The 23289-nt window shown below is 46.5% G+C and carries 20 protein-coding genes; 9 read left to right on the top strand and 11 right to left on the bottom strand.

Features of this window, described 5'->3' with window-relative positions; translation table 11 throughout:
- Positions 1-78: 78 nt before the first annotated feature.
- On the bottom strand, positions 79-321 hold the full coding sequence (locus tag QUB10_RS03505; protein WP_333199597.1) for a DUF7219 family protein: 243 nt from the start codon (positions 319-321) through the stop codon (positions 79-81).
- A gap of 524 nt (positions 322-845) precedes the next feature.
- Between QUB10_RS03505 and QUB10_RS03500 the strand changes: the two genes are divergently transcribed.
- Positions 846-1724: an SGNH/GDSL hydrolase family protein gene (locus QUB10_RS03500; protein ID WP_333199595.1), complete on the top strand. Its 879-nt coding sequence runs from the start codon at positions 846-848 to the stop codon at positions 1722-1724.
- Positions 1725-1840: 116 nt separating this feature from the next.
- Here QUB10_RS03500 and QUB10_RS03495 read toward each other — a convergent pair whose 3' ends face one another.
- From QUB10_RS03495 to QUB10_RS03485, 3 genes are all read right to left on the bottom strand, one after another.
- Positions 1841-2740 carry a DUF4436 family protein gene (locus QUB10_RS03495; RefSeq protein ID WP_333199593.1) on the bottom strand — a complete coding sequence of 300 codons (900 nt, stop codon included), beginning with the start codon at positions 2738-2740 and terminating at the stop codon, positions 1841-1843.
- Positions 2741-3111: 371 nt separating this feature from the next.
- Positions 3112-4608 carry a carotenoid oxygenase family protein gene (locus QUB10_RS03490; protein WP_333199591.1) on the bottom strand — a complete coding sequence of 499 codons (1497 nt, stop codon included), beginning with the start codon at positions 4606-4608 and terminating at the stop codon, positions 3112-3114.
- Positions 4609-4738: 130 nt separating this feature from the next.
- On the bottom strand, positions 4739-6193 hold the full coding sequence (locus tag QUB10_RS03485) for a folate/biopterin family MFS transporter (RefSeq protein ID WP_333199589.1): 1455 nt from the start codon (positions 6191-6193) through the stop codon (positions 4739-4741).
- A gap of 148 nt (positions 6194-6341) precedes the next feature.
- On the opposite strand from QUB10_RS03485, the gene QUB10_RS03480 reads away from it, so the two are divergent.
- The 5 genes from QUB10_RS03480 (at position 6342) to QUB10_RS03460 (ending at position 8988) form a co-directional block, all read left to right on the top strand.
- Positions 6342-6821, top strand: a complete 480-nt coding sequence (locus QUB10_RS03480; protein WP_333199587.1) for a hypothetical protein — start codon at positions 6342-6344, stop codon at positions 6819-6821.
- A gap of 46 nt (positions 6822-6867) precedes the next feature.
- The gene (locus tag QUB10_RS03475) at positions 6868-7356 is read left to right on the top strand and encodes a hypothetical protein (protein WP_333199585.1); all 489 of its coding nucleotides are present in this window, start codon (positions 6868-6870) and stop codon (positions 7354-7356) included.
- A 2-nt stretch (positions 7357-7358) separates the two neighbouring features.
- The gene (locus QUB10_RS03470; protein ID WP_333199583.1) at positions 7359-7736 is read left to right on the top strand and encodes a HEPN domain-containing protein; all 378 of its coding nucleotides are present in this window, start codon (positions 7359-7361) and stop codon (positions 7734-7736) included.
- Between the two features lie 148 nt (positions 7737-7884).
- Entirely contained in the window at positions 7885-8346 is a 462-nt protein-coding gene (locus QUB10_RS03465) for a cupin domain-containing protein (protein WP_333199581.1), read from the top strand.
- A 6-nt stretch (positions 8347-8352) separates the two neighbouring features.
- Positions 8353-8988 carry a class I SAM-dependent methyltransferase gene (locus QUB10_RS03460; RefSeq protein ID WP_333199578.1) on the top strand — a complete coding sequence of 212 codons (636 nt, stop codon included), beginning with the start codon at positions 8353-8355 and terminating at the stop codon, positions 8986-8988.
- Between the two features lie 314 nt (positions 8989-9302).
- On the opposite strand, the gene QUB10_RS03455 is transcribed toward QUB10_RS03460, so the two are convergent.
- The 7 genes from QUB10_RS03455 to kdpA all read right to left on the bottom strand — a co-directional run bounded on the left by QUB10_RS03455 (position 9303) and on the right by kdpA (position 17887).
- Entirely contained in the window at positions 9303-9533 is a 231-nt protein-coding gene (locus QUB10_RS03455; RefSeq protein WP_333199576.1) for a hypothetical protein, read from the bottom strand.
- 381 nt (positions 9534-9914) lie between these two features.
- A complete protein-coding gene (locus tag QUB10_RS03450) occupies positions 9915-11183 on the bottom strand; it encodes a sodium:proton antiporter (RefSeq protein ID WP_333199574.1) in 1269 nt (422 codons plus the stop codon).
- A 203-nt stretch (positions 11184-11386) separates the two neighbouring features.
- The gene (locus tag QUB10_RS03445) at positions 11387-12538 is read right to left on the bottom strand and encodes a universal stress protein (protein WP_333199572.1); all 1152 of its coding nucleotides are present in this window, start codon (positions 12536-12538) and stop codon (positions 11387-11389) included.
- 188 nt (positions 12539-12726) lie between these two features.
- Positions 12727-13356 carry a K(+)-transporting ATPase subunit C gene (kdpC, locus tag QUB10_RS03440; RefSeq protein WP_333199570.1) on the bottom strand — a complete coding sequence of 210 codons (630 nt, stop codon included), beginning with the start codon at positions 13354-13356 and terminating at the stop codon, positions 12727-12729.
- Positions 13357-13397: 41 nt separating this feature from the next.
- On the bottom strand, positions 13398-13667 hold the full coding sequence (gene kdpF, locus QUB10_RS03435) for a K(+)-transporting ATPase subunit F (RefSeq protein WP_333199568.1): 270 nt from the start codon (positions 13665-13667) through the stop codon (positions 13398-13400).
- Positions 13668-13954: 287 nt separating this feature from the next.
- Positions 13955-16048: a potassium-transporting ATPase subunit KdpB gene (kdpB, locus tag QUB10_RS03430; RefSeq protein ID WP_333199565.1), complete on the bottom strand. Its 2094-nt coding sequence runs from the start codon at positions 16046-16048 to the stop codon at positions 13955-13957.
- Between the two features lie 78 nt (positions 16049-16126).
- On the bottom strand, positions 16127-17887 hold the full coding sequence (gene kdpA / locus QUB10_RS03425) for a potassium-transporting ATPase subunit KdpA (protein WP_333199563.1): 1761 nt from the start codon (positions 17885-17887) through the stop codon (positions 16127-16129).
- A 300-nt stretch (positions 17888-18187) separates the two neighbouring features.
- Here kdpA and QUB10_RS03420 point away from each other — a divergent pair, with 300 nt between their 5' ends.
- The 3 genes from QUB10_RS03420 to QUB10_RS03410 all read left to right on the top strand — a co-directional run.
- A complete protein-coding gene (locus QUB10_RS03420) occupies positions 18188-19288 on the top strand; it encodes a HAMP domain-containing sensor histidine kinase (RefSeq protein ID WP_333199561.1) in 1101 nt (366 codons plus the stop codon).
- Positions 19285-19977 (top strand): response regulator transcription factor, encoded by a 693-nt coding sequence (locus QUB10_RS03415; RefSeq protein ID WP_333199559.1) that lies wholly within the window; start codon positions 19285-19287, stop codon positions 19975-19977. Before QUB10_RS03420 ends, QUB10_RS03415 begins: the two co-directional genes overlap by 4 nt.
- A 202-nt stretch (positions 19978-20179) precedes the next feature.
- The coding region (locus QUB10_RS03410; protein WP_333199557.1) for an Ig-like domain-containing protein at positions 20180-23289 on the top strand (3110 nt) is incomplete at its 3' end.

Raw genomic sequence — 23289 nt, 5'->3', positions numbered from 1 at the left:
ATTTTTCATCTTAAGCTGTGGATTAATCGATCGGCATCAATGGCGCGTAACTCAACTTCCAAGCCAACCGCTAAGTATTCAAGCTGAAAATGGATTTTCGCCAATTCCCAACTGCTTTTTCGAGTTTTCCACCTCTTCCCAGAGTTTTTGTATTTGAGTAAATGCCTGTTCCACAGAGATTTTACCGTTAGATGTCAAGGAACTGATGTAACCCACTCGCTGAGAAAACTCTTGTAAATTCGCATTAAATACCAAATTCTCTGGCTTTACTTCACCGTAATAGCGAGTTTGAGGATATAAAAAATTTGAATTTGCTACCATTGCTTTAACCTCGCCTGAAAACTTGTTTCCTGAACATATCAATATTATAAACCGCGATTACCTTCTAAAGTTGTGCTGTAAGTAGCAGAAATCATGTGACATTTGGCGAACTTTTTTGTGATGGCAATTACACGGACAGATGAGGGCGACAAAAAGCTCAGTAATTTCACTGTACAACTTACGCAGGCGGGGTCAATCGATTGCGCGATTTTAGATTTTAGATTTTAGATTTTAGATTTGAAGCATTGACCCCACGGATCAATTCGGGGGCTCCTTTATCGGATACAGGTTTTTTATTTTTCCATCCTGAGTCTGCTTTCGGAATGAATCCGGGGGCTTGTATCCTGGATGCTTGATTGTCAACAACCAGGTTTCTGCCTTAAGGCTTATAACTTCGGATGTGGTGTCCAAACCAGGTTTTTGTTAGTCCAGGACTGAGTTATTGAAATAAGTGACAAAAAACCCTGAAATGGATAATATTATTGCAGAGATAAAGAGTTAGACTTTTAATAGGAATCTGCGTAATGTCTCCCAATTCGCGTGAAGCAAAGCTATCCCGAAGGGAATCGCCCCGTCCCAAACCCCGGCTGAGGCAAGTTTTAATCAAACTTGCCATCGCCGTAATTGCTGCTATTATCGCCTTCAACATTCCTCACTCCTTAATTCCCGTGTTTAAAGAATCCGTATCCGAAGCAACGCCACCACCAGAAATCCAGAACGTGCTCGCCGGCCGGCGCAAAATTGTGACTGTGGGCGACAGCATCACCGAGGCAGGGAAATACCCCGGAGGTTACGTTTGGCTACTGGAACGCTATCTGAATGCCCTTTATCCCGATCGCAAAATCGAAATCGTCAACGCCGGAATCTCCGGTAACAAGGCGACGGATATGCAAGCGCGCTTCCAGAAAGATGCGATCGACCAAAAGCCAGATTTAGTGATGATTAATGTCGGAGTCAACGACGTTTGGCACGCTTTCTTTGACTTCCAAAACCGTCAGTTTTATCCGCAAGGCAAGTTGCCCAAGGGAGTGCCACTGGCAGAATATCGGGAGAAAATAACTCAAATGGTGCTGGCGGCAAAAGCCGCAGGAATTCGAGTTGTACTGCTTTCTCCTACTCCTATCGGCGAAATTCTCGACGGCCCAGAAAATCGCAGGTTGCAAGAGTATATTGCCGCGATGCGAGAAATTGCGTTAGAGAATCAGTGTTTGTTTATCGATTTGAATGGGCCTTGTCGGGAAGTTATCGGCACTTATCAAAAGCACGCGGGCAAAACTTTGAATTTGTTAGCTGCAGATGGAGTTCATCCCAATCCGTCGGGATATCGAATTATTGCTTTTACTATCTTGCGCGGTTTGGGCGTACCTGCAAAGGATATTGAGAATTTGGAAGTCACAAATTGAATCTTTGAATGTAGTTAACTGTTGACTGTTGGCTGTTAATTGAAAGTATCCAGCGTACAAGCCCCCTGATTTATCTGTGGGGGGAATTTTTCACAGCTAAAATCTAAAATCTAAAATCATTCAATCGGCGGATGATACCGCTTCAACCAACAGCTACCAATAATAACTAAAGCCACCACAACTATAATTTCTGTCCAAAAAAACGACAGAAAATCACTGGCAGTTCCCACCGGAGGCACTCCCGGTTGAGCATTGCGAATAGCGGGAAAAGCAAATAGCATCACAGCAGTCCAGCTCAGCATTCCCACTTCCGGCAACTTGCCAGATTTCATAACTTTTAATGCTAGCAAAAGCGCCATAATTGACAGCACCCACATTATGATAATAATCACTAAGGCAAAGAATTTTACCGGGAGCGATCGAGTTGCAGAAACATCAATATAAATAAAGATAGAGGAATTCTCTTCCATCGGCTTATAACTAATGTCGAAACCGGGAACGTCGGCATGGAAATTAAATTCCAGCGGCACGGGATTCAGTTCAAATGGAGCAAACTTTTTACCAATCGAAGGCAGCGGGTCGATCGAAATAGCTACTTTAGCAATGTGGCTGTCAAACGGGTAATTGTTAATTTTTCCTTTGACTAAGTTAAACTTCAATGCAGGGACAATCATCGGTTTGCCTTCTTTAAAGGTAATTTCCGAATCCGGTACATTTGCGCCGTTAACTGTCATTAACAAGTCTTGAGCCGGGTAAGTTGGCCCTTTTTTATAAATACCTTTGAGTTCAAACTGCAAGCGGCCTTCTAATTCGTTTTTAATGGGATCAACTGCAATTACCGTCATTTTGACCTCAACCAAGCCTTTGGACGCTACAGCGCTTTCTGGAGATAAATTGTAAGGCTCTTGGGCGTTAGCATTGTGAGAGTAAATAGATAATATAATTGCAAAAATTACGACGATAGTGCCAATTAAAATAAGTAGTTTTTGGAGAGGAATTTTGTTGACAGTTTGCATTTACTAGGTATTTTTATGTATTGAAGTGTTGTTAGTATTTCTCGCAGTCTCCGCAGTCCGCCAGGGGTTTAAACCCCTGGCTCATAGAAGACAGTCAGTTAAAACTCACATCTTGCACCATTCTCAAGAACAGGCTTTCCGGCCTGTTCTACAAAGATTAGATTTTCTTGTGGAACGGGCTCTAGGGCCCGTTCATAAAAGGCTTATTGACAATGGTGCAACATCTCAGTTAAAACCGACTGAAGAAACTCGATCGATAATAAATGTTGGTTTTAGTCCTCTTGAGCGAGGACTTTCGCTGTGAGCCGGGGGTTTTCAACCCCCGGCGGGCTGTGGCGAGCGGCGCAAGAACCACGCGACTCAACGCGCAACTACGAACCGATAGGAAGCAGTACATTTGGTGTAAAACAGCCGTGCAAACCGTAGGGAATGTGCTGTTTTAAATGCAAGCGCGCTACAGGGCCTTTGGTGATGTCGCGAGCATCTAAAATCACTAAGGTCGATCGATGATTAGCTGCATCATACATTAAAACCAGCAGCCAGCCGTCATCCTCCGCAACAGCATCGGGACGGGTAACAAACACCGGTTCCCCCGCAAAACCGCGTGGTGCCGCACTCCAAATTTGCCTTTCACCAGTCACGAAATCAATTTTGAGGATAGCTTGCAAAGGAGCATTTCCCGTGGGAGCATCAGCAGCACCGATGTAAAGATATCGGTAAGGTTGTCCGACATTATTGGGATGCAGAGTCGGAAACTCGCAGCACCGAGTTTCAACAACTTGATGCTGTACGGTTTTGTCTTGCAAATTCAACTTAAACCGCCACAATTCGCCCGCTGGAATGCTCTCAAAATCAACCTCGCGAAAATCGCCGTCTGCTTCTACAGTGGGAAATGATTCGTAACAAACTGAATCCACAAAAACTTCGTCTCCTTCTTCCCATGCGTTGCAGTGGTGGAACACAAAACAAGGTTCGGTTTCTAATATCTTCACCTCGTCAGTGCCGTTGCGGGGAATTAAAATTGCTTGCGTTGGCTTGTTTGGCGAAAATTGAATACACTGGGCGGCACTCCGAAATCCTAACACGAAAAGCAGCGGATTGAAGCTGACGGGATTTTGGAAGAATATGCAGTAATTCGGGGTAATTACCATGTCGTGCAGGAAGGCAAAACCCGGTATTGCATGGGCGTGACGCTGCAAAAGTTTGCCGCTTTCGTCGAGTTCGTAAATGGTAATTGTACTCGACAAACCGGGCTTGACAGAAAAGTTTACTAATCTGTCTCCTTTGCCATTTTTCCCTTTTTCAATTCTGGGGTGGGCTGCGAAGGCTTCACCGGGTTGTAAAACGCCGTCTAGGGTGTCTAAGCCGAGTGTTTCTAGGGTGCGGGGGTCGAGTCTGTAGGGCTGTGCTGCTTCCCAAAGTGCTAGCAGTTTGTCGCCCCAATAAATGATGTTGGTGTTGGCAATGTTTTTGATTTTGACATCAAAGATGTTGGCAAGCGGGCCCCCCGGTTTCTGTGTGCCGAAAACGCCTCGGTGGAGGATTTTTCCGGCTTTTTGTTCGGCTAGATAGCCTTCTGTGCGGACGAATCGGTTGCGGAAATGGGCGCGGCCTTCGGATATTGCGATCGCACAAACCATCCCGTCGCCGTCAAACGGGTGGTGGATGCGCTGGCCGTTGACATCCAATAATCCGGGCCCGTTGCGAAAGAATGTGCCTTGCAAGCCGGGGGGGATTTCGCCTTCTATGTCGTCAATCCAGTAGTCGGATTCGTTGGGTTGGGATTCGTAGCCGCGCTGCCAGTCTGTGCGATCGTATGATACGTTTTGGGCGGCTGTTTGAGGTTGGGAAATCTGTAATTTTTGCATGGGTATAATAAGCTTTTCTTGATTTAACCGCAGAGAACACAGAGGGCGCAGAGAGAAGGAAATTCGGAGAGTTAGGCAACACAGTTAAATTCATCCGTGTATCTCTATCAAAATCCCTGTGTGCCTGCCTTTATTTGCTGTCTGCGGTGCGACTTTGTGACCTTACTGTCGGTACTAAGTCGGGAAAGTATTCGGGCATGAAATGCTGTCCGCCTGGTTTGGAACTGCCGATTTCTGGTTCTAATACGGGAAGAGACTTTTGAGAATTTGGATCGGCGCTTTCTGTACTATCGGCGGGCAGCCAATTTAAGAACGGTAGCGGCAGAAGGGTGGAGAGGTTTGTGATGACAATTAGCAGCCAGAGGTTATCGAAATTGCGATCGGTAATTCCTAGCAAGTGGGTCAAAAGTGCGCCGCCTTCGTGGGAAATAAGTCCTGCTAAGTTGGTAACTGACATCAACACGGCAAATAAAGTTGCTTCGACGCCTGGGGGACACAATCTGGCGGAGAGTACGAGCACCGGCATATAAGCAATTTGTCCGATTACTGTCAGGATCAGGCTGTCTCCTATGCTGAACCATTGATCGTCAATTCCTAAAGCTCGGTTGGCATGAGTTACTAATAATAAAGTAGTCATACCCAAAGCAGTCGCAATGACTGTTGACCAGCCAAAAATTACTCGAAATGGAACTGTTTTGAGGAAGCGTTGAAACAGCCAGATGCCGGCAAGGGCTGCAATGCTGGTAACGAGGCGGACTCGCCCTAGAAATTCTGGTTGAAAGCCTAATTCGTTGGTGGTGAAAAAGAAGAAGGCGGAGTCTGAGCTTGGGGTGGCTTGCCAGAGGAAGAGAAAGGCTGTGGGCAGCCAAATGGTTTTTTGGGTAACAGCTTGCCGTAGTTGTTTGAATTGGTCTTTGACAGTTTCAAAGTCGGTTCTTTTGTCGGTTTTTTCTTCGGCAATTAACCAAGCTGTTGCTGATACAATTAGCGGGAAAGATGCGGTGATTAAAAAGATAGTATGAGTGCTGAAGTGTTGCAGCAGGGAACCGCTGAGGTAGGCGGTAATTAGTCCGCCGAGGGCTGCAGCGCCCCAAGACAAGGATTGCAGGGAACCGGCGTCGGTAACGGATTCTTTTCTGGCCCTTTCGACTACCAGGGAGTCGGCGATTACGTCGCTGACGGCGAGGGAGAGAGAACTCAGGGCGATCGCGCCTGTAGCGGCAAGCGGCGTGTGTACAATTGTTGCGAGGCTCACCCATGCTGACGTTCCCAGTAGCCCGGAGAGGACGATGTAAGGGCGTCTGCGGTAGCCGAATATCGGCAAGCCGTCCGACATGAAGCCGAACACGGGTTTGATAATCCAAGGTAGGGCGACGACGCCCAGCATTGCCGAGACTTCTGCCGGACTCATGCCGAGTTCGTCTTTGAGGAAGAAGCTGACGGCTAAGCGGGCGAGTCCGAGAATGCCTTGGACGAAGTAAATCAGTAAGATGGCTATGAGTTCGGGGGTTGGCTCATTCCCAAAGAATACTTTTTCTTTTAAAGATTCTTTGAGTTTGCTGACGCCGGAGGGGGAAACGAGCATTTGAGCAATATTTCTTAATGAATCTCAATATTTATAACACATTCTTAATGAGTTGCGGGAACTGTCGGAGGTGGGATGCCGGAATGACGGGGATCTGGCAGGTATTATAAAATTGTAATTAGCTCGCATTCAAGGATTGGTGGTAGCAATGAAAGCAGAAATTAAAATTGTCTTTCTGGCAGTTGCTTGGATTTTAGGAATGGGGACTAATTTAGCCTTAGCTGTACCTGTTGCTAACAAGCAAGGTGATTATCCGGTGCCGCCTGCGAGACAGCGGGGCAACAGGCAGGTAAATTGGTTGGTTGTTGACTCTGATCCTAAAGGGTTGAATTGCCGGATGGCTCAGAGATTTCGCTCAATTTCTGTAGACGGTTTGGATGCGCCTGCTGAGTTGTTTGAAAGAAATAAACATAATGTTTCGCAGTGGCCTGTGGTGACTGTTTTTCGGCGGGGACAGCGCTTGGAAGCGGTGACGGGAAATTTTGCTAATCAAATTATGATTTCTGACAATCAAGGCAAAGGTTGGCTGCCTGTTTCCACGCAAAAAGGCAATTGTTTTGTGCGGGCTAACAGCCGTTTTATTAAACCGATTCGGGAAAATCCTACTACTTTGAAACTCTTAGAATAAGGCAGAAGGGAAAGAAGAAAAACCAACCTTAGATTATACAATTTATATGCAAACCGCGAGCAATTCTCAAACCCTGACAATCCAACTGTCTCCTGAAGACAGCGAAAGGCTTTTAGCAGAAGCAAAACGCCGTCAACTTGATGCCCACAGCCTAGCTGAGATACTGCTGCATGAAAGTTTAACCCAGTTAAATCCTGTTTCTTTGGCTGATATTGAATCTCTGGAAAAATTGTACAGCTTCCGGGGAAAAACAGAAATATTACAGTTTCTGGAAAAACATCATTTTTTGATGCCCGTATTGCTGGAAGCACCAGACAAAATTTTCAATTACTTCCCCGGTAAAAAGTTGTGCCTTGAAGTTGAGGCAGACTCTGATTTTATTAACTCCGCGCAGCTATTTCTGGATATTATTATTGATGGTGACGCCGATGAAATCATAGACGCGGCACTTGACAAAGAAGAAAAATTGTCAGAGGATTGGTATTTACCTCTGCCGTATGAGGTGCGGAGAGTTTTTAGTTGTGGCGTGCGCTAATAATGACTTTTGACTGGTCGCAGTATCTGAATCTAGCAAAAGAATTTCTCGGTCAACCGACTCCTCCTGCAAATCAAGAAGCCAAAATGCGATCGGCTATCAGTCGGGCATATTATGCAGCTTTTATCAGTGCTAGAAATTACTTGCAGGAAACAGAAGGGCATTCTATTCCGAAAACTGCAGATGCTCACAAGTATGTTGTGCAGCAATTCAAACAGAGTTCTGAGGCCGAGCGTCAAAATATAGGGAGGAACTTGGAAAAGTTGAGAAGGGATCGAAACGAAGCAGATTATAACAATAGTGTACCCGAAATTTTCAAGATTAGCAAAATAGCAGTCAAGCGAGCGCAGCGGGTAATCTCTCAGTTAAGCAACCTATAAACTGTCAACTTTTAGACCAAATCGAGGCACTGTTTAGACAATTATTTTCTTGTTTTTAGCAGGTGTAAAATTGGGATTTGCCTACTTCGTTTACCATCTAAAATTGATAGGTAATGTGGGCCAGATGTTTTTTTTTGAGGGCTGTTATATGATTATCGATCCTAAAAATGTGGCGGAAATTACGGGTTCCAAGTACCCTGAGCAATTCCAATCTGCTGTTGCGGGGAGAGTTAAAAAACGCTTGGGCGATGCTGCCGGATTGCAGAATTTTGGGGTAAATTTGGTGAGACTTGCGCCGGGAAGTTGTTCTGCTCTCAGGCATTGGCACACCCGTCAAGATGAGTTAATCTATGTTCTGGAAGGGGAAGTTACTCTGATTACAAATTCGGGAGAGCAAGTGCTGAAACCGGGTATGGCGGCGGGTTTTCCGGCGGGGGATGCAGATGGGCATCATTTAGTCAACCGCTCGAATGCAGATGTTGTTTATCTGGAAATTGGCGATCGCACTCCGGGAGATAGTGCCGAATATCCCGATGACGATCTAATTGCCAAAGCTAACGGGAATAGTTGGATTTTTACTCGCAAAAATGGCGAGGTTTATGAGAGTTGAAAATTTATGAGTCAAGTGAATCTTTGGACTTCGGCGGAACACGCTTTGTGGTATCTTGCTAAAGCTGATGGAATTCCTCACCGCACTGAAGGTGAAGCGGTTTTGTTGGAGGAAGTGCCGAAAAATGTTAAGCGAATTCTGGATGTGGGCACGGGAGACGGGCGGTTGCTGGGTCTGCTTAAGTGCGATCGACCAAATGTTGAATGTGTGGCGATCGACTTTTCGCCGACAATGCTGGAAAAAGCCCGAATTCGCTTTGCTGATGACCCGAATGTCACGATTATCGAGCACAATTTTGACGAATCGCTGCCGGATTTGGGCAAGTTTGATGCGGTTGTTTCTAGTTTTGCCATTCATCATGTAGCAGACGATCGCAAACGTTCGCTTTACACTGAGATTTTCGAGCTTTTGGAGCCCGGAGGCATTTTTTGCAATTTGGAGCACGTAGCGTCAGCAACTCCCGCTTTGCATGATAAGTTTCGAGAGGCGATCGGTATTAGCGATTCGCCAGACGATCCGTCTAATAAATTGCTGGATGTAGAAACGCAATTGCGCTGGTTTCGAGAAATTGGTTTTACCGATGCAGACTGTTATTGGAAGTGGCGGGAACTCGCTTTATTAGTTGGGGTGAAACCTGTTTAGAGTATTCCGTGAAATTCGTAGAGCCGGATAAGGACACGGCAGTGCCGTGTCCCTACAACTATCGCATACAATCTGTCAATAAAGTCGCTCCTCGCCCCAGATATGGGTAAGGAAACGGCAGTGCCGTGTCCCTAAAAATCTCACAGACAAGCTGTCGATCGCGGATACAAGTGTAAAGTAGAAAGCAAAATTCAACAGATTTTTTTTAAACGTGCCATTAAATGACATAAAATTACCAAAATAAGCGCGTTTTCCGGCCACTGATCGGGAAAATTTGATGCAGCAGTTATCTCATCGCCAGACTATTTTGGGCGTTATTTCATAAGCTGTTTACCACTTACAATCAAAAATATAAAGAATATGCAACAATTTAAGGCCCCCACTAAAAATTCCCAAAACTCTGCCTGAGCTTGGTCGCAACCATGCGGGGCTGTACCGCAAAAACCAGAAGCAAACATCAAGGCAAATGTAAGAAGAAACGTTGCAATTAATCCCAATAAACCAATAATGCTGAAAAGGTATCCAATAAATTGTACTGTTTTCATTACTTACTAATATATGTGGTAATTGTCTCTTCTATAGTTTAAACAGCAGCTTACTGGGTTAACCCCTAATCTTGCATTTGTTTAACATAAATTTATTTAATATCTGTTAAGCGTACTATTGTTTAAGTCGATAGCATTGATGCTTGGCTTGTAGGGGCGGTGCCTCCGTCCCTGCCCCCTCGCGAGGATATGTGTTTTGCAAGCCTTCGACGCAGCGGCTGTCGGTTGAGGACCGGAGGTCGGGAGAATACTTTTAGGCGTTGCTTAATCAGGGTAGGAAAAAAATAACTTGAAAATCCGCAGCTTTGTGGATACTGGTTTCTCTGACTTGCATATTTAGCCCTTCATACCCTAAATCAGCAACGCCACAATTTATATGAATTAAATCAAATCCGGTACTTTAGGTTTGATTCGGCGCTCGTACCAGTTCATTAACGGGGTGGAACTAATACCGTGCAAAATCACAGAAAGTACGATGGTTGTAAAGGTAATCCAGGCAATTTTTTCGGCGGTTTCGCCCTTCAAACCTTTACCCAAAGCATAGGTAAGATAATAGATAGAACCGACACCACGAATGCCAAACCAACCGCATAGCAAGCGGCTGGCGGGATGTAAAGGACTGCCGATCGTACTAATCCAAGCTCCCACAGGCCGGATTAAAAAAATCAACAATCCAGCTACTAAGAGGGAGTATCCTCCATAGGCTAACATAGGCTCTAGGCGCAAAAGCGAACCTAATAGTAAAATAGTTGCTACTTCCATTAACTTTTCTATGCGCTCGGTAAAGTGCAGTTGGGAAAGCGGCTTTTCTGGGTTTCGGTAACTCCGCTGCACGACAATTCCTGCTACAAAAACTGCGAGAAATCCGTAGCCGTTGACTACTTCTGTAAGGGAATAGGTGAGCAGAATTGTGCTGAGAGCAATGAAATCTTCCATTAATTGATCGGCTGGTCGATAGTGTTGGAGTTGCCGATCGATCCAGGTGACGGCTTTAGCTACTAAAATTCCCATAACGATACCTGCGGCGATCGCCCAAATCAAGTCAACTGCTACCCACTGCGAAAACCAGTTCGACCAGTTGTTATCTTTTAGCGAATAAATGCCGAAATAAACAAAGGGAAAAGCTAAAGCATCGTTCAAACCGCCTTCTGATGTTAAACCAAAGCGCAATTCATCGCGATCGTCTAGATGAGCTAACTGAACTTCTGAGGCTAAAACTGGATCGGTGGGAGCGAGAATTGCTCCCAGTAAAATCGCCGGGCCCCAATCTAATTTCACAAACCAATGACCGATGGCGGCCACTGCAAAAATAGAAATGGGCATTAAAAAACCGATCAGCCTCACTGTGGAATTCCAAGCCCAAAATTGCAGGGGGCGATTCATTTTTAAGCCGCAACTGAACAGAGAAACAATAACTACAAATTCTGTAAGTCTTTCTAAAAATTGAGCTTCGGGGCGCAAGTCAATCAGCTTGACGCCGTAGGGCCCCAATCCGATACCGACAATTAGATAAATTAAGGCATAAGATAGAGGCAATCGCGAAATCCAGCCGGAACCCAAGGTAACGGTAAGCAGGAGGATGCCAATAACTAGCAAGTTGAGAATGTAATCATCCACCATAGCGATCGCACTTTTAATCAGGTTTACCAACTGCGATTTTGACAGGTAAAAGCTTCGGGCGCATCCGTCGTCCGCTAGATTCAGCTATCCTCCGAAAGTGGTGTGGGCGGGTTTATATAGATTCTTAGTGGGAATTAGAGATTGTTGGTGAAACCCGCCCCTACAAGTATTATGGTTAATTTACCGGATCTCATCCGACTCATGACTAATGACTAATGACTGAAGACTAATAATTAATTAGAAAGACCACTTTTTTCAGTAGCAATGATGTGCAAATCTACGTGTTTGAGCGATCGCACTAACTGTTGAGTCAAAGAACCCCGCAGCAGCAATTTCCAGCGGGATTGCTGGCTTTCGCCGATCACAATTTGAGTAACGCGATACTGTTTAGCTACTTCGGAAATCGCTTTGGCTATATTAGTGCCGTTTACCCGCAAAAATTTCCCGTTAAATTCTTGACACAGTTTCTCACAAGTTTCAACGTGCAAGCTTTCTGCTTTTGTTAAAAATCGGTCTGGATCGTTGACAAACACAGCATAAAATGGGGCATTCATGTAGCTCGCAATCCTCGCGCCTCGCCGCAGCAATTGCAAGGAGTTCGGATAAGTCGAGATGCACACTAAAACTCGTTCGTGAATGTTGCAAGATTGACCTTTTAAAGTTGCTGCGTCGTCTTCCACAGTGTCTGCGACTTCTCGCAGGGCGAGTTCTCGCAAAGCGATTAAATGACGGCGCTGGAAAAAATTTTCTAAAGATTGTTCAATTTTTTCAGGAGCATAAATCTTGCCTTCTAGCAACCTTTCTTCTAAAGTTTCCGGCGTGACATCGACAACGACTATTTCGTCAGCATCTTCGAGGACGCGATCGGGCACTCGCTCTCGCACTACAACTCCGGTAATTCGAGCTACTAAATCGTTAAGGCTTTCTATGTGCTGAATGTTGAGGGTGGAGAAAACATCTATCCCAGCCTTGAGAATTTCTTCAACATCTTGATATCGTTTTTCTCGCAGAGAACCCGGAATGTTTGTATGAGCGAGTTCGTCTATTAATGCTAATTGAGGACGGCGTTCTATGACAGCATCCGTATCCATTTCGTTGAGCATGATTTCGCCGCGTCGCAGTTGTTTTTTGGGTACTATTTCCAGTTCTTCTGCTTTAGCCGCTGTCTCTTTCCGGCCGTGAGTTTCTAACAGTCCAATTACCACATCGATGCCTTCAGATTTCAGGCTGTGCCCTTCTTCTAGCATTCGGAAAGTTTTGCCGACACCGGGGGCCATGCCGATAAATATTTTGTGCTTTCCCCGGCGGGGGGTGCGATCGTAAGTGCGGTTAGGTTGGGCATAAACCGCGTCTGGATTGTTAGTAAGTTCGCTAGAGTGAATCATAGCTGAGTTGTCAGTTGTCCGTTGTCAGTTGTCAGTTGTCAGTTGTCAGTTGTCAGTTGTCAGTTAGCGATTGTCAGTTGTCAGTTGTCAGTTGTCAGTTGTCAGTTGCTACAAATAACTAATAACTAATAACAAATAACTCATAACTAATGACTAATGACTAATGACTAATGACTAATGACTAATGACTATTGTAAACTGTCTAGAGCCAAATTCAGTTTGAGGACGTTAACTCCCGGTTCACCGAAAATGCCAAGAAATCTGCCCTCTGTATTTTTAGCTACCAACATTTCTACTTGATTGATATTGAGCGATCGCACTGTTGCTATCCGCTGAATTTGCGATCGAGCTGCCTCTACGCTAATGTGCGGATCGAGGCTAGAACCCGAGGTGTAGAGTAAATCTGCAGTCGGTTTGATACCAGCTTTGTTGAGGCGGTCTAATTCAATTCGCACCCCCTGAAAACCATCTTTCTCATTACCTCGTTTCAGCAAATCAGAGTTACTGGGGGCAAGGTTGCTCGCTCCCGAAACGCCGGTTCTTTGACTAACATTTTCTCCCTTTGTCGGCTCGTAATTTTCTGTCGCAAAGCTGCTGTAATTGGTGGTGCTGGGACGACCCCAAAAATATCTTTCTGAGGAGAAAGGCTGACCGATTAAAGCAGAGCCAACTACAACTCCTTGGTTGGTAATTAAGCTGCCGTTTGCCTGGGAGTTGAAGGCAATTTGGCCGATTACTAGCAAGATTAAAGGGTAAATAATGGCTGTAATTCCCCACAAAACCAGGGTAAGGCGAATGGCTCTAATTATTTCTCTCATAAATTACCTCGATCGGTTATTTGCTAAGGGTTAATTATTGACTAAAATCTTTCCGGCTGAAAGATGACTACGAACAAGTAAATAGAAAGGGCGATAATCACCAAACCTAGGAGACTTAAACCCCAGACAGCTTTTCGGGTTAAATCTTCACCCGCAGCAGCGTAGACAGCGGGGGCAACTATAGCATTGAAACACATTACTAGAAATAGCTGCACCGGGATTGGGTGGCGCTGCCAAAGCCTTTGAGCTAACTCAAGAATTTCTTGGAAATCTCTAGGAAAAATATCATTCAGCAAATCATTCCGTTTCATGAATTCTCCTTATTTTGGGAATAAATATCTGTCTTTCTATTTGATGATTTGGGAGCATCTCATATTTGCAAAAACACTTCTTTCTTCTTCCTTCTGACTCTTTTATCCTGGCTCCTGACTCCTGACTCCTAATTCCAATTTCGAGCTTTGCTGCTTTCATTGAGATGCTCCCGATGATTTTTTGGGAAAAATTGAGGCAAATCCTCTGGAACTGGGTTCCCCGGCTCTGCCGGGGAACGAGATTAATCCGTGTATCCGTGTCAAAATCCGTGTCGTGCTTTCCCGATCTATGCTAGCCCAACGGCGGTAATCAAAACATCAATAATTTTGATGGCAATAAACGGCGCGACTGCCCCGCCCAATCCGTAGATTAAAATGTTCCGCTGCAACAGTTGGTTGGCGCTCAAAGGTCGAAATTTTACCCCGGTTAATGCTAGGGGAATCAAAGCGGGAATAATGAAAGCATTGTAAACTAATGCAGACAAAACCGCCGATTGACCGCTGGCTAAACCCATGACGTTTAATGCGCCTACGGGGGCAAACATGGCGGGAATAATTGCAAAATATTTTGCGATATCGTTGGCTAGGGAAAATGTAGTCAGCGCGCCGCGAGTAATCAGCAATTGTTTGCCAATTGTAACTAAATCAATTAGTTTTGTGGGGTCAGAATCTAAGTCCACCATGTTCGCAGCTTCCTTCGCTGCTTGGGTTCCCGAATTCATCGCCAGTCCTACGTTTGCTTGTGCTAGTGCGGGTGCGTCGTTGGTTCCGTCTCCCGTCATTGCGACTAATTTGCCCTCGGCTTGTTGCTTGCGAATTACATCGATTTTGTCCTCGGGAGTTGCTTCGGCAATGAAGTCGTCAACGCCGGCTTCAGCGGCAATTACTGATGCTGTAATTCGGTTATCTCCGGTAAGCATAATGGTGCGAATTCCCATTTTTCGCAGTTGGTCAAACCGATCGCGAATTCCCGGTTTAATCACATCTTTCAAATAGATAATGCCGTAGGTGTCGTTACCTTGACAAACAGCTAAGGGTGTGGCTCCCAAGCGGGAAACTCGCTCGTAAGCTGCGTCGAGATCCGGCCCGAAATTGCCGCCGCGCGATCGCACAAAACCCTTCACCGCATCCACCGCACCCTTGCGAACCTCCGTCCCATCGGGCAAATCCGTGCCAGACATCCGCGTTTTTGCGGAAAAATCAAGCCCAGTAGCGTTAGCGCGATCGAAATCCACCTGTGCGCCCAAATTTTGAGCCAAACGGACGATCGACTTTCCCTCTGGAGTATCGTCAAATACACTCGCAGCAAGGGCTACACTCGCAACCTCCTCCAGCGAGTGACCGTTTACCGCAATGAACTCCTCAGCTAAACGGTTCCCCAGCGTGATTGTCCCCGTTTTGTCCAAAATCAGCGTATTTACGTCGCCGCAAGCCTCCACGGCGCGCCCAGAGGTCGCTATCACGTTAAACTGAGCGACGCGATCCATGCCCGCAATGCCGATCGCGCTCAGCAAACCTCCAATGGTGGTTGGAATCAGCGCCACCAGCAGCGAAATCAGCGTCACCACGCCCACAGGGGTTTTCACGTAATTTCCCACGGGCGGAATCGTCGAAACCACAATCAAAAACACCAGCGTCAGCACCGCTAGCAGCACCGTCAGCGCGATCTCGTTCGGTGTTTTCGATCGTTCTGCGCCCTCTACCAGCGCGATCATCCTGTCCAAAAATCCCTTACCGGGGTCGGCCATCACCCGCAGCGTCAATTCGTCGGAAAGGATGCGCGTGCCGCCGGTGACGGAACTGGCGATGTCCGAACCCGGTTCCTTGAGCACCGGCGCGGATTCGCCAGTGATCGCAGATTCATCCACCGAGGCGACACCTGCGATCACTTCGCCGTCGGAAGGAATGACATCGCCTGCGATCACTTTAATTTGGTCGCCCCGTCTCAGGGATGTCGAACTAACTTCTTGAATTGAACCGTCTGGTAGGAGTTTGCGGGCTGTTGTGTCGGCTTTGGTCGATCGCAGTGCATCTGCTTGCGCTTTCCCCCGCCCTTCTGCTATCGCTTCGGCAAAATTAGCAAATACCAAAGTAAAGAACAAAATAAACGTGACTAAACCGTTGAAAACTCTCTGATTGTTGCCGGGAACCGGGCCGAACAGCGTCGGGTCGATCGTTAATAATGCAGTCACAATTGTGCCAACCCACACCACAAACATCACCGGATTTTTTAGCATCACCCGTGGGTTTAGCTTGACAAAGGCTTCTTTAAAAGCTCTTTGATAAAGGCCTTTAGTATTTGCTTTTGGCGTATGCTTGCGAGACTCGCGAGAGCCTCTCGGAGGTTTTTTTGGGGAATCTGGAGTATGGGATGAGGTCATGTCGATTTGGGATTTTTAATGAACCACAGAGAACACAGAGAACGCAGAGAGAGAGAATAGTGAGGTTGAGAATTTTCGCTATTGAGATGGAGGAGTTGGTGTTGCTAAAGGTGTTGTGGGTGCAGTTATCGGTGTGGGTTCAAATTTGCCGCTGCTAATTTCATATCCTTCGGCAATTGGCCCTAAAGCTAGAACTGGGAAAAATGTCAGCGCGCCCAGAATTATAATGACTCCTGCGGTGACGCTGGTGAACAAAACTGAATCGGTTCTGAGAGTGCCGGTTGTTTCGGGAACCAGTTGTTTGTTCGTCATGCTGTCAGCTAAAAGTAGCAGGGCAATAATTGGAACGTAGCGCCCCAACAGCATACTAAAACAGGTGCTTAAATTCCACCAAACTCCTGTCGGGGCGGGTTGAGAGTCTGCCAATCCTTCCAAGCCCGAACCGTTGTTGGCTGCCGCCGAAGCGTATTCGTACATCACCTGGGAAATGCCGTGAAATCCCTGGTTGCTGATGCCGCTCAAACTGTCGGTAAATGCGAGGGTAATTGCACCGGGGATTAAAACTGCGATCGGGTGAATTAACAAAACAACGCTGGCTAAAACTATTTCCCGTTTCTCAATTTTGCGTCCCAAAAATTCTGGCGTTCTCCCCACCATCAATCCGGTGAGAAATACGCTCAAAATTGAGTAGATAAATAAGTAAGCTGTTCCCGTTCCTTGTCCGCCCCAAACGATTTGCAGAAACAAATTAAACAGAGTAGCAAAACCACCGGGAGGCATTAAAGAATCGTGCATTCCGTTGACAGCCCCGCACATTGTGCCAGTGGTAGTCACCGCCCACAGTGCAGTCTCTGCCCAGCCTAATCTAACTTCTTTTCCTTCTAAATTTGGCTGCTGCGAACCCAGTAAATTATTGATTTGAGGGTTGCCGCCGTACTCGCCAAACGCTGCAATGCCAATCAAAATTACATAGATGGCAAACACCATCCAAAAAATCAGCCATCCCTGCTTTTTGTTGTTGGCAAATCTGCCGTAGGTGTGAATCATAGCTGCTGGTATAGAAACCATTGCTAGTGTTTCCAGCAGGTTGGTAAAAGGATTGGGATTTTCAAAGGGATGAGCCGAGTTAATGGCAAAAAATCCGCCGCCATTTTCTCCCAGTTGTTTGATGCTTTCAAAGTGAGCTACTGGGCCGCGAGCCATTATTTGCGTGCCTCCTTCTAATGTACGGGCTACGGCCGGCCCTGCTAGGGTTTCTGGCACTCCAGAAATTAGCAAAAGTAAGGCAATTATTAAAGAAAGGGGTAGCAGAATCCTGGTAATTGATTGAATTAAATCTATGTAAAAGTTGCCCAAGGGGCGGCCGGTTAATCCCCGGATAAAAGCAATGCCTACTGCTAAACCTGTAGCTGCTGAGGTAAACATTAAAAAACCCAGGGTTAACTGGGATAAATAAGTGAATGTTGTCTCGCCTGAATAATGCTGTTGGTCGGTATTGGTGAGGAATGAAATAGTTGTGTGCAGCGCAGTATCCCAGGTTGGGGCACTTAAGCCGGTGGCATTTAAAGGCAGCACTCCTTGAAGCATGAAAATTAGGAAAACAAATATGCCCATTGCTGCATTGCTGTACAGTAGCGATCGCGCATATTGCCAACCTGTCATCGAATCTATAGACCGGATATTGCTGGCTTTATAGATGAGTTGTTCTAGGGGTTTAATAGCGGGGTCGAGAATAGTTGGTTCTCCCATGTACACCCGCGCCATGTAATTACCAAAAATAGGGGCGATCGCTACTACAATGATTAGCGTTAATGCGATTTGAATTAATCCTTCAAGCATAACTGAGCCAATACTTCCTTAAAAGTGCAATCTGCTTTTAACAATCAATATACTTGCTGTTAGGATTTTTGATAATCAGCCCGCCGGTATAAGTTGCCGTTTACCCGTTATGCTTAGCTGCTATATATTTTCACTTACAGACAAATGTTTAAATATTTAGCAGTATCTATGCTTGCAGATATAGATGTTATCTAAACGCTTGTTTTTGCGTCACAGGAGACAAATTTTGGCGATGAAAAACCGCAGGTATAAGGCAGAGAGTAGAGTGTAAATATAAAATATAAAATGGATGGATAAAGGATGTTAAACAGCTTATTGAAAATCACAGACAACCAGGCAATTCAAGAGAAGTATTTGCGGGGGAGGTGGTCGATCGCAATTTTATTTGCGATCGTTGTAGTGCTGGAATTTACTACGCCGTCGGAGTATCTGTTTGGGTATTTGTACACAGGGCCGATTTTATTGGCAAATTCGCGCTTGAGTCGGTTGGGTAAGTTACAAATTACGCTGGTAGCGGCAGCTTTGACGCTGTTAAATTTGTTTGTTCCTCCTGGAGAAGCGATCGCCCTAGCAACTGTAGCAAATAGATCGATCGCAGTCATGGCTTTAGGGGTGACGGGATATTTAAGCGATCGCAACCAGCAGTACCAAGAGACGATCGCGATCGCTAAAGCTGAGTTGCAGTCGCAGCAGCAGCTAGCAAGCATCCGAGAAGATTTTGTCTCTACTTTGAGTCACGACTTAAAAACGCCGATGCTGGGGGCGATAGAAACAATTAAAGCTTTTGGGTCAGCAAAATTTGGGAATGTCACCGCCAGTCAGCAAAAAGTTCTCGAAACAATGGCGCGATCGCACAAAATGTCACTACAATTAGTAGAAACGCTGCTGGATGTTTACCGCAACGATGCCGAAGGTTTAAAACTGCAACTTGCGCCCGTAAATTTAGTAGCTTTGGCAGAAGAAGTAATCGCAACACTCATCCATTTGTCGGCGGCGCGCCGAGTTTACATTAGTATGAGTTACGGAGAGTCAGATTTCCGTCGCTCTTTGTGGGTAAATGGCGATGCGGTTCAACTCCAGCGCGTTTTTGTTAATTTGCTAACAAACGGAATTAACCATTCTCCTCGCGGCGGTAAAGTAGAAATAATCATGGAATCTTATTCGAGTTATCAGGTGGTGAAAGTTCTCGATAGCGGGTTGGGAATTACCGCCGATGAACTGCCCCACTTGTTCGAGCGTTTTTATCAAGGACACAGCGATCGGCAAGCCAAAGGTTCGGGATTAGGATTATACTTATCTCGCCAAATTATTGACGCCCACGGCGGTATAATTTGGGCAGAAAATAAATTGCCACACGGTGCTTTATTTGGATTCCGACTCCCTGCTATCCCACAGAAATGAAACCAGCTTATCCGTTGCGAATTCTCCTAGTTGAAGACGACGAACTGTTTCGGTTGGGGCTGCAAACCAGGTTGCAGCAAGAAAGTTGCTTGCAAGTAATTGCCGAGGCAGAAGATGGTGAAACAGCAGTAGAATTGACTCAGGAACACTTGCCCGATGTGGTAGTTCTCGATGTCGGTTTGCCCGGAATTGGGGGTATTGAAGCGTGCCGCCAAATTAAACAGCGACATCCAGCAATTCCCGTTTTAATCTTAACATCTCATTCCCAAAAATCCTTAATTGAAAGATTAATTGCAGCGGGAGCTCAGGGCTATTGCCTTAAGGGAATTGCGGCGGAAACTTTGGTTTTGGCAATTCGATCGATAGCAGCGGGTGCTTCGTGGTGGGATCAGGCCGCGACTGCGGAAATTAGGGCGGTTTTTGCTAATCCCGAACCTGTGAAAGTTGGGTCAAAATCAGAAATTTTGGAGAATCCGTTGACGAAGCGAGAACAGGAAATCTTGGCTTTAGTTGCGGGGGGAAAAAGCAATCAGGAAATTGCACAAATATTGTACATTGCTCCGGGGACTGTGCGGGTTCACGTGCACGCGATTTTGCAAAAGTTAGAAGTGCGCGATCGCACTCAAGCAGCAGTGCTTGCTATTCAGAAAGGATTGGTTGCTGAAGAACTTTTGGCGATCGAACCTTAATAGGGCGGGTTTTGTACCGGAATTGTCGGTTTTTTAAAGGATTTATTGGCTAAACCCGCCCCTATCAAGAGGCTTCTGTTGCAGGTTCATGGGAAATTAGTATTCGTCTTGATTGTTAATTTTACTCATGACATTGAATTTGTGAATTTGCTAAGCTAGACACGCCTTAATTTTCCTACCGTCATCTAACCAAAGGTGTATTATGCCAAATTTTATCAGTTCAGTTTTTAGTTCGATCGCCTTTATCGACTCTGCCCTTCCCGACAGCCAAACTCTCCACAACGGCATCGCAGCGGGGACAGAAGTAATTACCTTGGATGCGGCGCGGGATGGAGTAGAACAAATTACTGAGGCACTAGCGAGTCGCAGCAATATTAAAAGCATTCATATCATCTCCCACGGCCGCCCCGCGAGTTTACTGCTAGGCGCGATCGATCTAAACTTGACAAATTTAAAAACTTATGCTAATCAATTGCAGCGTTGGTGGCGATCGCTGGCAGACAGTGGAGAGATTTTGCTTTATGGGTGTGATGTAGCGGCGGGGGAAAAGGGCGCTAACTTCGTGCAGCAACTGAGTCAGCTAACCAAGGCAAAAATTGCGGCTTCTAGATCGCCGATCGGCAGTTCCGCTATGGGCGGAGATTGGGAATTAGATTATACAACAGGAGCGGTGTCCTCTGGGCTGGCGATCGAGCCAGCCACAATAGCCGCTTATCAATATGTGTTCGGTTTTACCCTCTATGACGGCAAAGACACAAGTAACTTTCCAAACGGATCGCCTCCCGGTATCGGGACATCAGGTAGCACCAGCACTCAATTAGCTTATGGACAAGTACCTCTTCCTGGCTTCGGTGGTGTCCTACCTGCTGGTGCGTTCTCGCCCAACACGGGCATTGATACTGCTAGCGTTACCGCCGCCAATAACACTACAGGCTATGCGGGCTACACCAACTACAAATACACTCCTCCAAGTCCGCCAGCGACGCCAGGAACATTTACTCCAGTCAACGCAACTTTCCCGGCCCTCAACCTTACTAACGGTTACAGCGTTTCTTTTCGAGTTGCAGTTACGGCGGAAAACAGTAATAGCGACAATCGGGCAGGTTTCAGCATCATCTCGATTAGCAGCGACGCTCAAAATGGCATTGAACTGGGTTTCACCAAACGCAACCTCGGCCTCAACGGAGGCATCTTTGCTCAAAACGGCGGTACAGCATCATCAGTTCCTCGGTTGTTTACTCGCGGAGTAAATGCACCTGTTAATATCAGCACTCCTACCGACTACAAACTGGTAGTCCAAGGCACCACTTACACGCTGTTTGCCGGCCCTACAGCAATACCAAACCTGACAAATCAGCCGCTGCAGAACTACACGGCATTTAATCCAGCAACCAGCCAGCCGCGTTTACCCTACAATCCCTACAGCCAGCCAAACTTCCTATTTTTCGGGGACGCCACGGATCAAGCAAGTGCCGCTTTTACTCTCGGCACCATCTCGGTTAATAATTTCCCGGTGGCCGTCGATGACGGCAGCTACAGCGTCGAGCACGACAAAGTTCTCAGCGTCTCTGGGGCGGGAGTCTTAAGCAACGACACCGACGCCAACAGCGGCGACGCGCGTAGTGCCGTGGTAGTTACAACCGCGAGCAACGGTACAGTCAAGTTAAATCTCACCGGCGACTTCACTTATACTCCGAAAGCTGGCTTTGTAGGCACTGATACCTTCACCTATAATGTTAGCGACGGCACAGATTCATCTGTCCAACCAGCAACAGTTACGATTAACGTTACAAATAATAATCTCCCGATCGTACAACCCGAAAATTACCCTACCTTACACGATCAAGTCTTGAACGTGCCTTTCGCCAAGGGAGTTTTAGCCAACGATAGCGACGTTGATGGCGATGTGTTGACGGCAACTAAAGTCACAAATCCCAACAATGGCACTCTCGCATTCAATAAAGACGGTTCTTTTATCTATACTCCCAATCCGGGATTCGTGGGACTCGACAGCTTTACATACACAGTCAGCGACGGGGCTGCTACTTTACCAGCAATCGCGAATATCTCTGTCACCAACAATCCGCCGATCGTACAACCCGAAAATTACCCTACCTTACACGATCAAGTCTTGAACCTGCCTGCCGCCAAGGGAGTTTTAGCCAACGATAGCGACGTGGATGGCGATGTGTTGACGGCAACTAAAGTCACAAATCCCACCAATGGCACTCTCGCATTCAATAAAGACGGTTCTTTTATCTATACTCCCAATCCGGGATTCGTGGGACTCGACAGCTTTACATACACAGTCAGCGACGGGGCTGCTACTTTACCAGCAATCGCGAATATCTCTGTCACCAACAATCCGCCGATCGTACAACCTGAAAATTACCCTACCCTACACGATCGAGTCTTGAACGTGCCTGTCGCCAAGGGAGTTTTAGCCAACGACAGCGACGTTGATGGCGAGGTGTTGACGGCAAATATTTTTAGCAACCCCAACAACGGCACGATCGCATTCAATAAAGATGGTTCTTTTATCTATACTCCCAATCCGGGATTCGTGGGACTCGACAGCTTTACATACACAGTCAGTGACGGGGCTGCTACTTTACCAGCAATTTCGGCAAATATCAACGTTACAAACAATCCGCCGATCGCACAACCCGACACCTACAGCATCAGTGCCGGAAAAGTCCTCAGCTTAACAGCGCCGGGAGTTTTAGGCAACGACTCCGACGCAGATTTAGACGCGCTGACTGCTGCGCTGACCGCCAACCCGACTAAAGGGTCGATCGCCCTCAACAAAGACGGTTCTTTCACTTATACTCCTAACGCTGGCTTTTCTGGAACAGACACATTTACCTACACAGTCAGCGACGGAATAGTTAGCTCGGAACCGGCTACCGTGACTGTAAACGTCAACAATAACCCGCCTGTAGCCAATTCTGACAGCTATACTACTGCTTTTAATACGGGTCTCAACGTGACTGGTTTGGGAGTCTTAATCAACGATACTGACCCGGAAAATGACCCGCTGACGGCGATTCTGGTGACAAATCCGGCTACAGGGTCGATCGCCCTCAACGCTAACGGTTCTTTCACTTATACTCCGAATGCTGGTTTTGCAGGGACAGACTCTTTTACCTACAAAGCTAACGACGGGAAAGCGGATTCTGCGATCGTCACGGCAAGCATTGTTGTCAATAACCCTCCGACTCCGACTCCCACGGAAACTCCGACTCCCACGGAAACTCCGACTCCCACGGAAACTCCGACTCCCACGGAAACTCCGACTCCCACGGAAACTCC

The organism is Microcoleus sp. B5-D4 (assembly GCF_036705145.1).
Taxonomy (GTDB): domain Bacteria; phylum Cyanobacteriota; class Cyanobacteriia; order Cyanobacteriales; family Microcoleaceae; genus Microcoleus.
This window is presented reverse-complemented; position numbering and strand designations above follow the sequence as displayed.

Excerpts from the sequence above, each read along its gene's own strand:
- QUB10_RS03505 (WP_333199597.1), bottom strand. The coding sequence starts at position 321 with ATGGTAGCAAATTCAAATTTTTTATATCCTCAAACTCGCTATTACGGT.
- QUB10_RS03500 (WP_333199595.1), top strand. The coding sequence starts at position 846 with ATGTCTCCCAATTCGCGTGAAGCAAAGCTATCCCGAAGGGAATCGCCC.
- QUB10_RS03495 (WP_333199593.1), bottom strand. The coding sequence starts at position 2,740 with ATGCAAACTGTCAACAAAATTCCTCTCCAAAAACTACTTATTTTAATT.
- QUB10_RS03490 (WP_333199591.1), bottom strand. The coding sequence starts at position 4,608 with ATGCAAAAATTACAGATTTCCCAACCTCAAACAGCCGCCCAAAACGTA.
- QUB10_RS03485 (WP_333199589.1), bottom strand. The coding sequence starts at position 6,193 with ATGCTCGTTTCCCCCTCCGGCGTCAGCAAACTCAAAGAATCTTTAAAA.
- QUB10_RS03480 (WP_333199587.1), top strand. The coding sequence starts at position 6,342 with ATGAAAGCAGAAATTAAAATTGTCTTTCTGGCAGTTGCTTGGATTTTA.
- QUB10_RS03475 (WP_333199585.1), top strand. The coding sequence starts at position 6,868 with ATGCAAACCGCGAGCAATTCTCAAACCCTGACAATCCAACTGTCTCCT.
- QUB10_RS03470 (WP_333199583.1), top strand. The coding sequence starts at position 7,359 with ATGACTTTTGACTGGTCGCAGTATCTGAATCTAGCAAAAGAATTTCTC.
- QUB10_RS03465 (WP_333199581.1), top strand. The coding sequence starts at position 7,885 with ATGATTATCGATCCTAAAAATGTGGCGGAAATTACGGGTTCCAAGTAC.
- QUB10_RS03460 (WP_333199578.1), top strand. The coding sequence starts at position 8,353 with ATGAGTCAAGTGAATCTTTGGACTTCGGCGGAACACGCTTTGTGGTAT.
- QUB10_RS03455 (WP_333199576.1), bottom strand. The coding sequence starts at position 9,533 with ATGAAAACAGTACAATTTATTGGATACCTTTTCAGCATTATTGGTTTA.
- QUB10_RS03445 (WP_333199572.1), bottom strand. The coding sequence starts at position 12,538 with ATGATTCACTCTAGCGAACTTACTAACAATCCAGACGCGGTTTATGCC.
- kdpC (WP_333199570.1), bottom strand. The coding sequence starts at position 13,356 with ATGAGAGAAATAATTAGAGCCATTCGCCTTACCCTGGTTTTGTGGGGA.
- kdpF (WP_333199568.1), bottom strand. The coding sequence starts at position 13,667 with ATGAAACGGAATGATTTGCTGAATGATATTTTTCCTAGAGATTTCCAA.
- kdpB (WP_333199565.1), bottom strand. The coding sequence starts at position 16,048 with ATGACCTCATCCCATACTCCAGATTCCCCAAAAAAACCTCCGAGAGGC.
- kdpA (WP_333199563.1), bottom strand. The coding sequence starts at position 17,887 with ATGCTTGAAGGATTAATTCAAATCGCATTAACGCTAATCATTGTAGTA.
- QUB10_RS03420 (WP_333199561.1), top strand. The coding sequence starts at position 18,188 with ATGTTAAACAGCTTATTGAAAATCACAGACAACCAGGCAATTCAAGAG.
- QUB10_RS03415 (WP_333199559.1), top strand. The coding sequence starts at position 19,285 with ATGAAACCAGCTTATCCGTTGCGAATTCTCCTAGTTGAAGACGACGAA.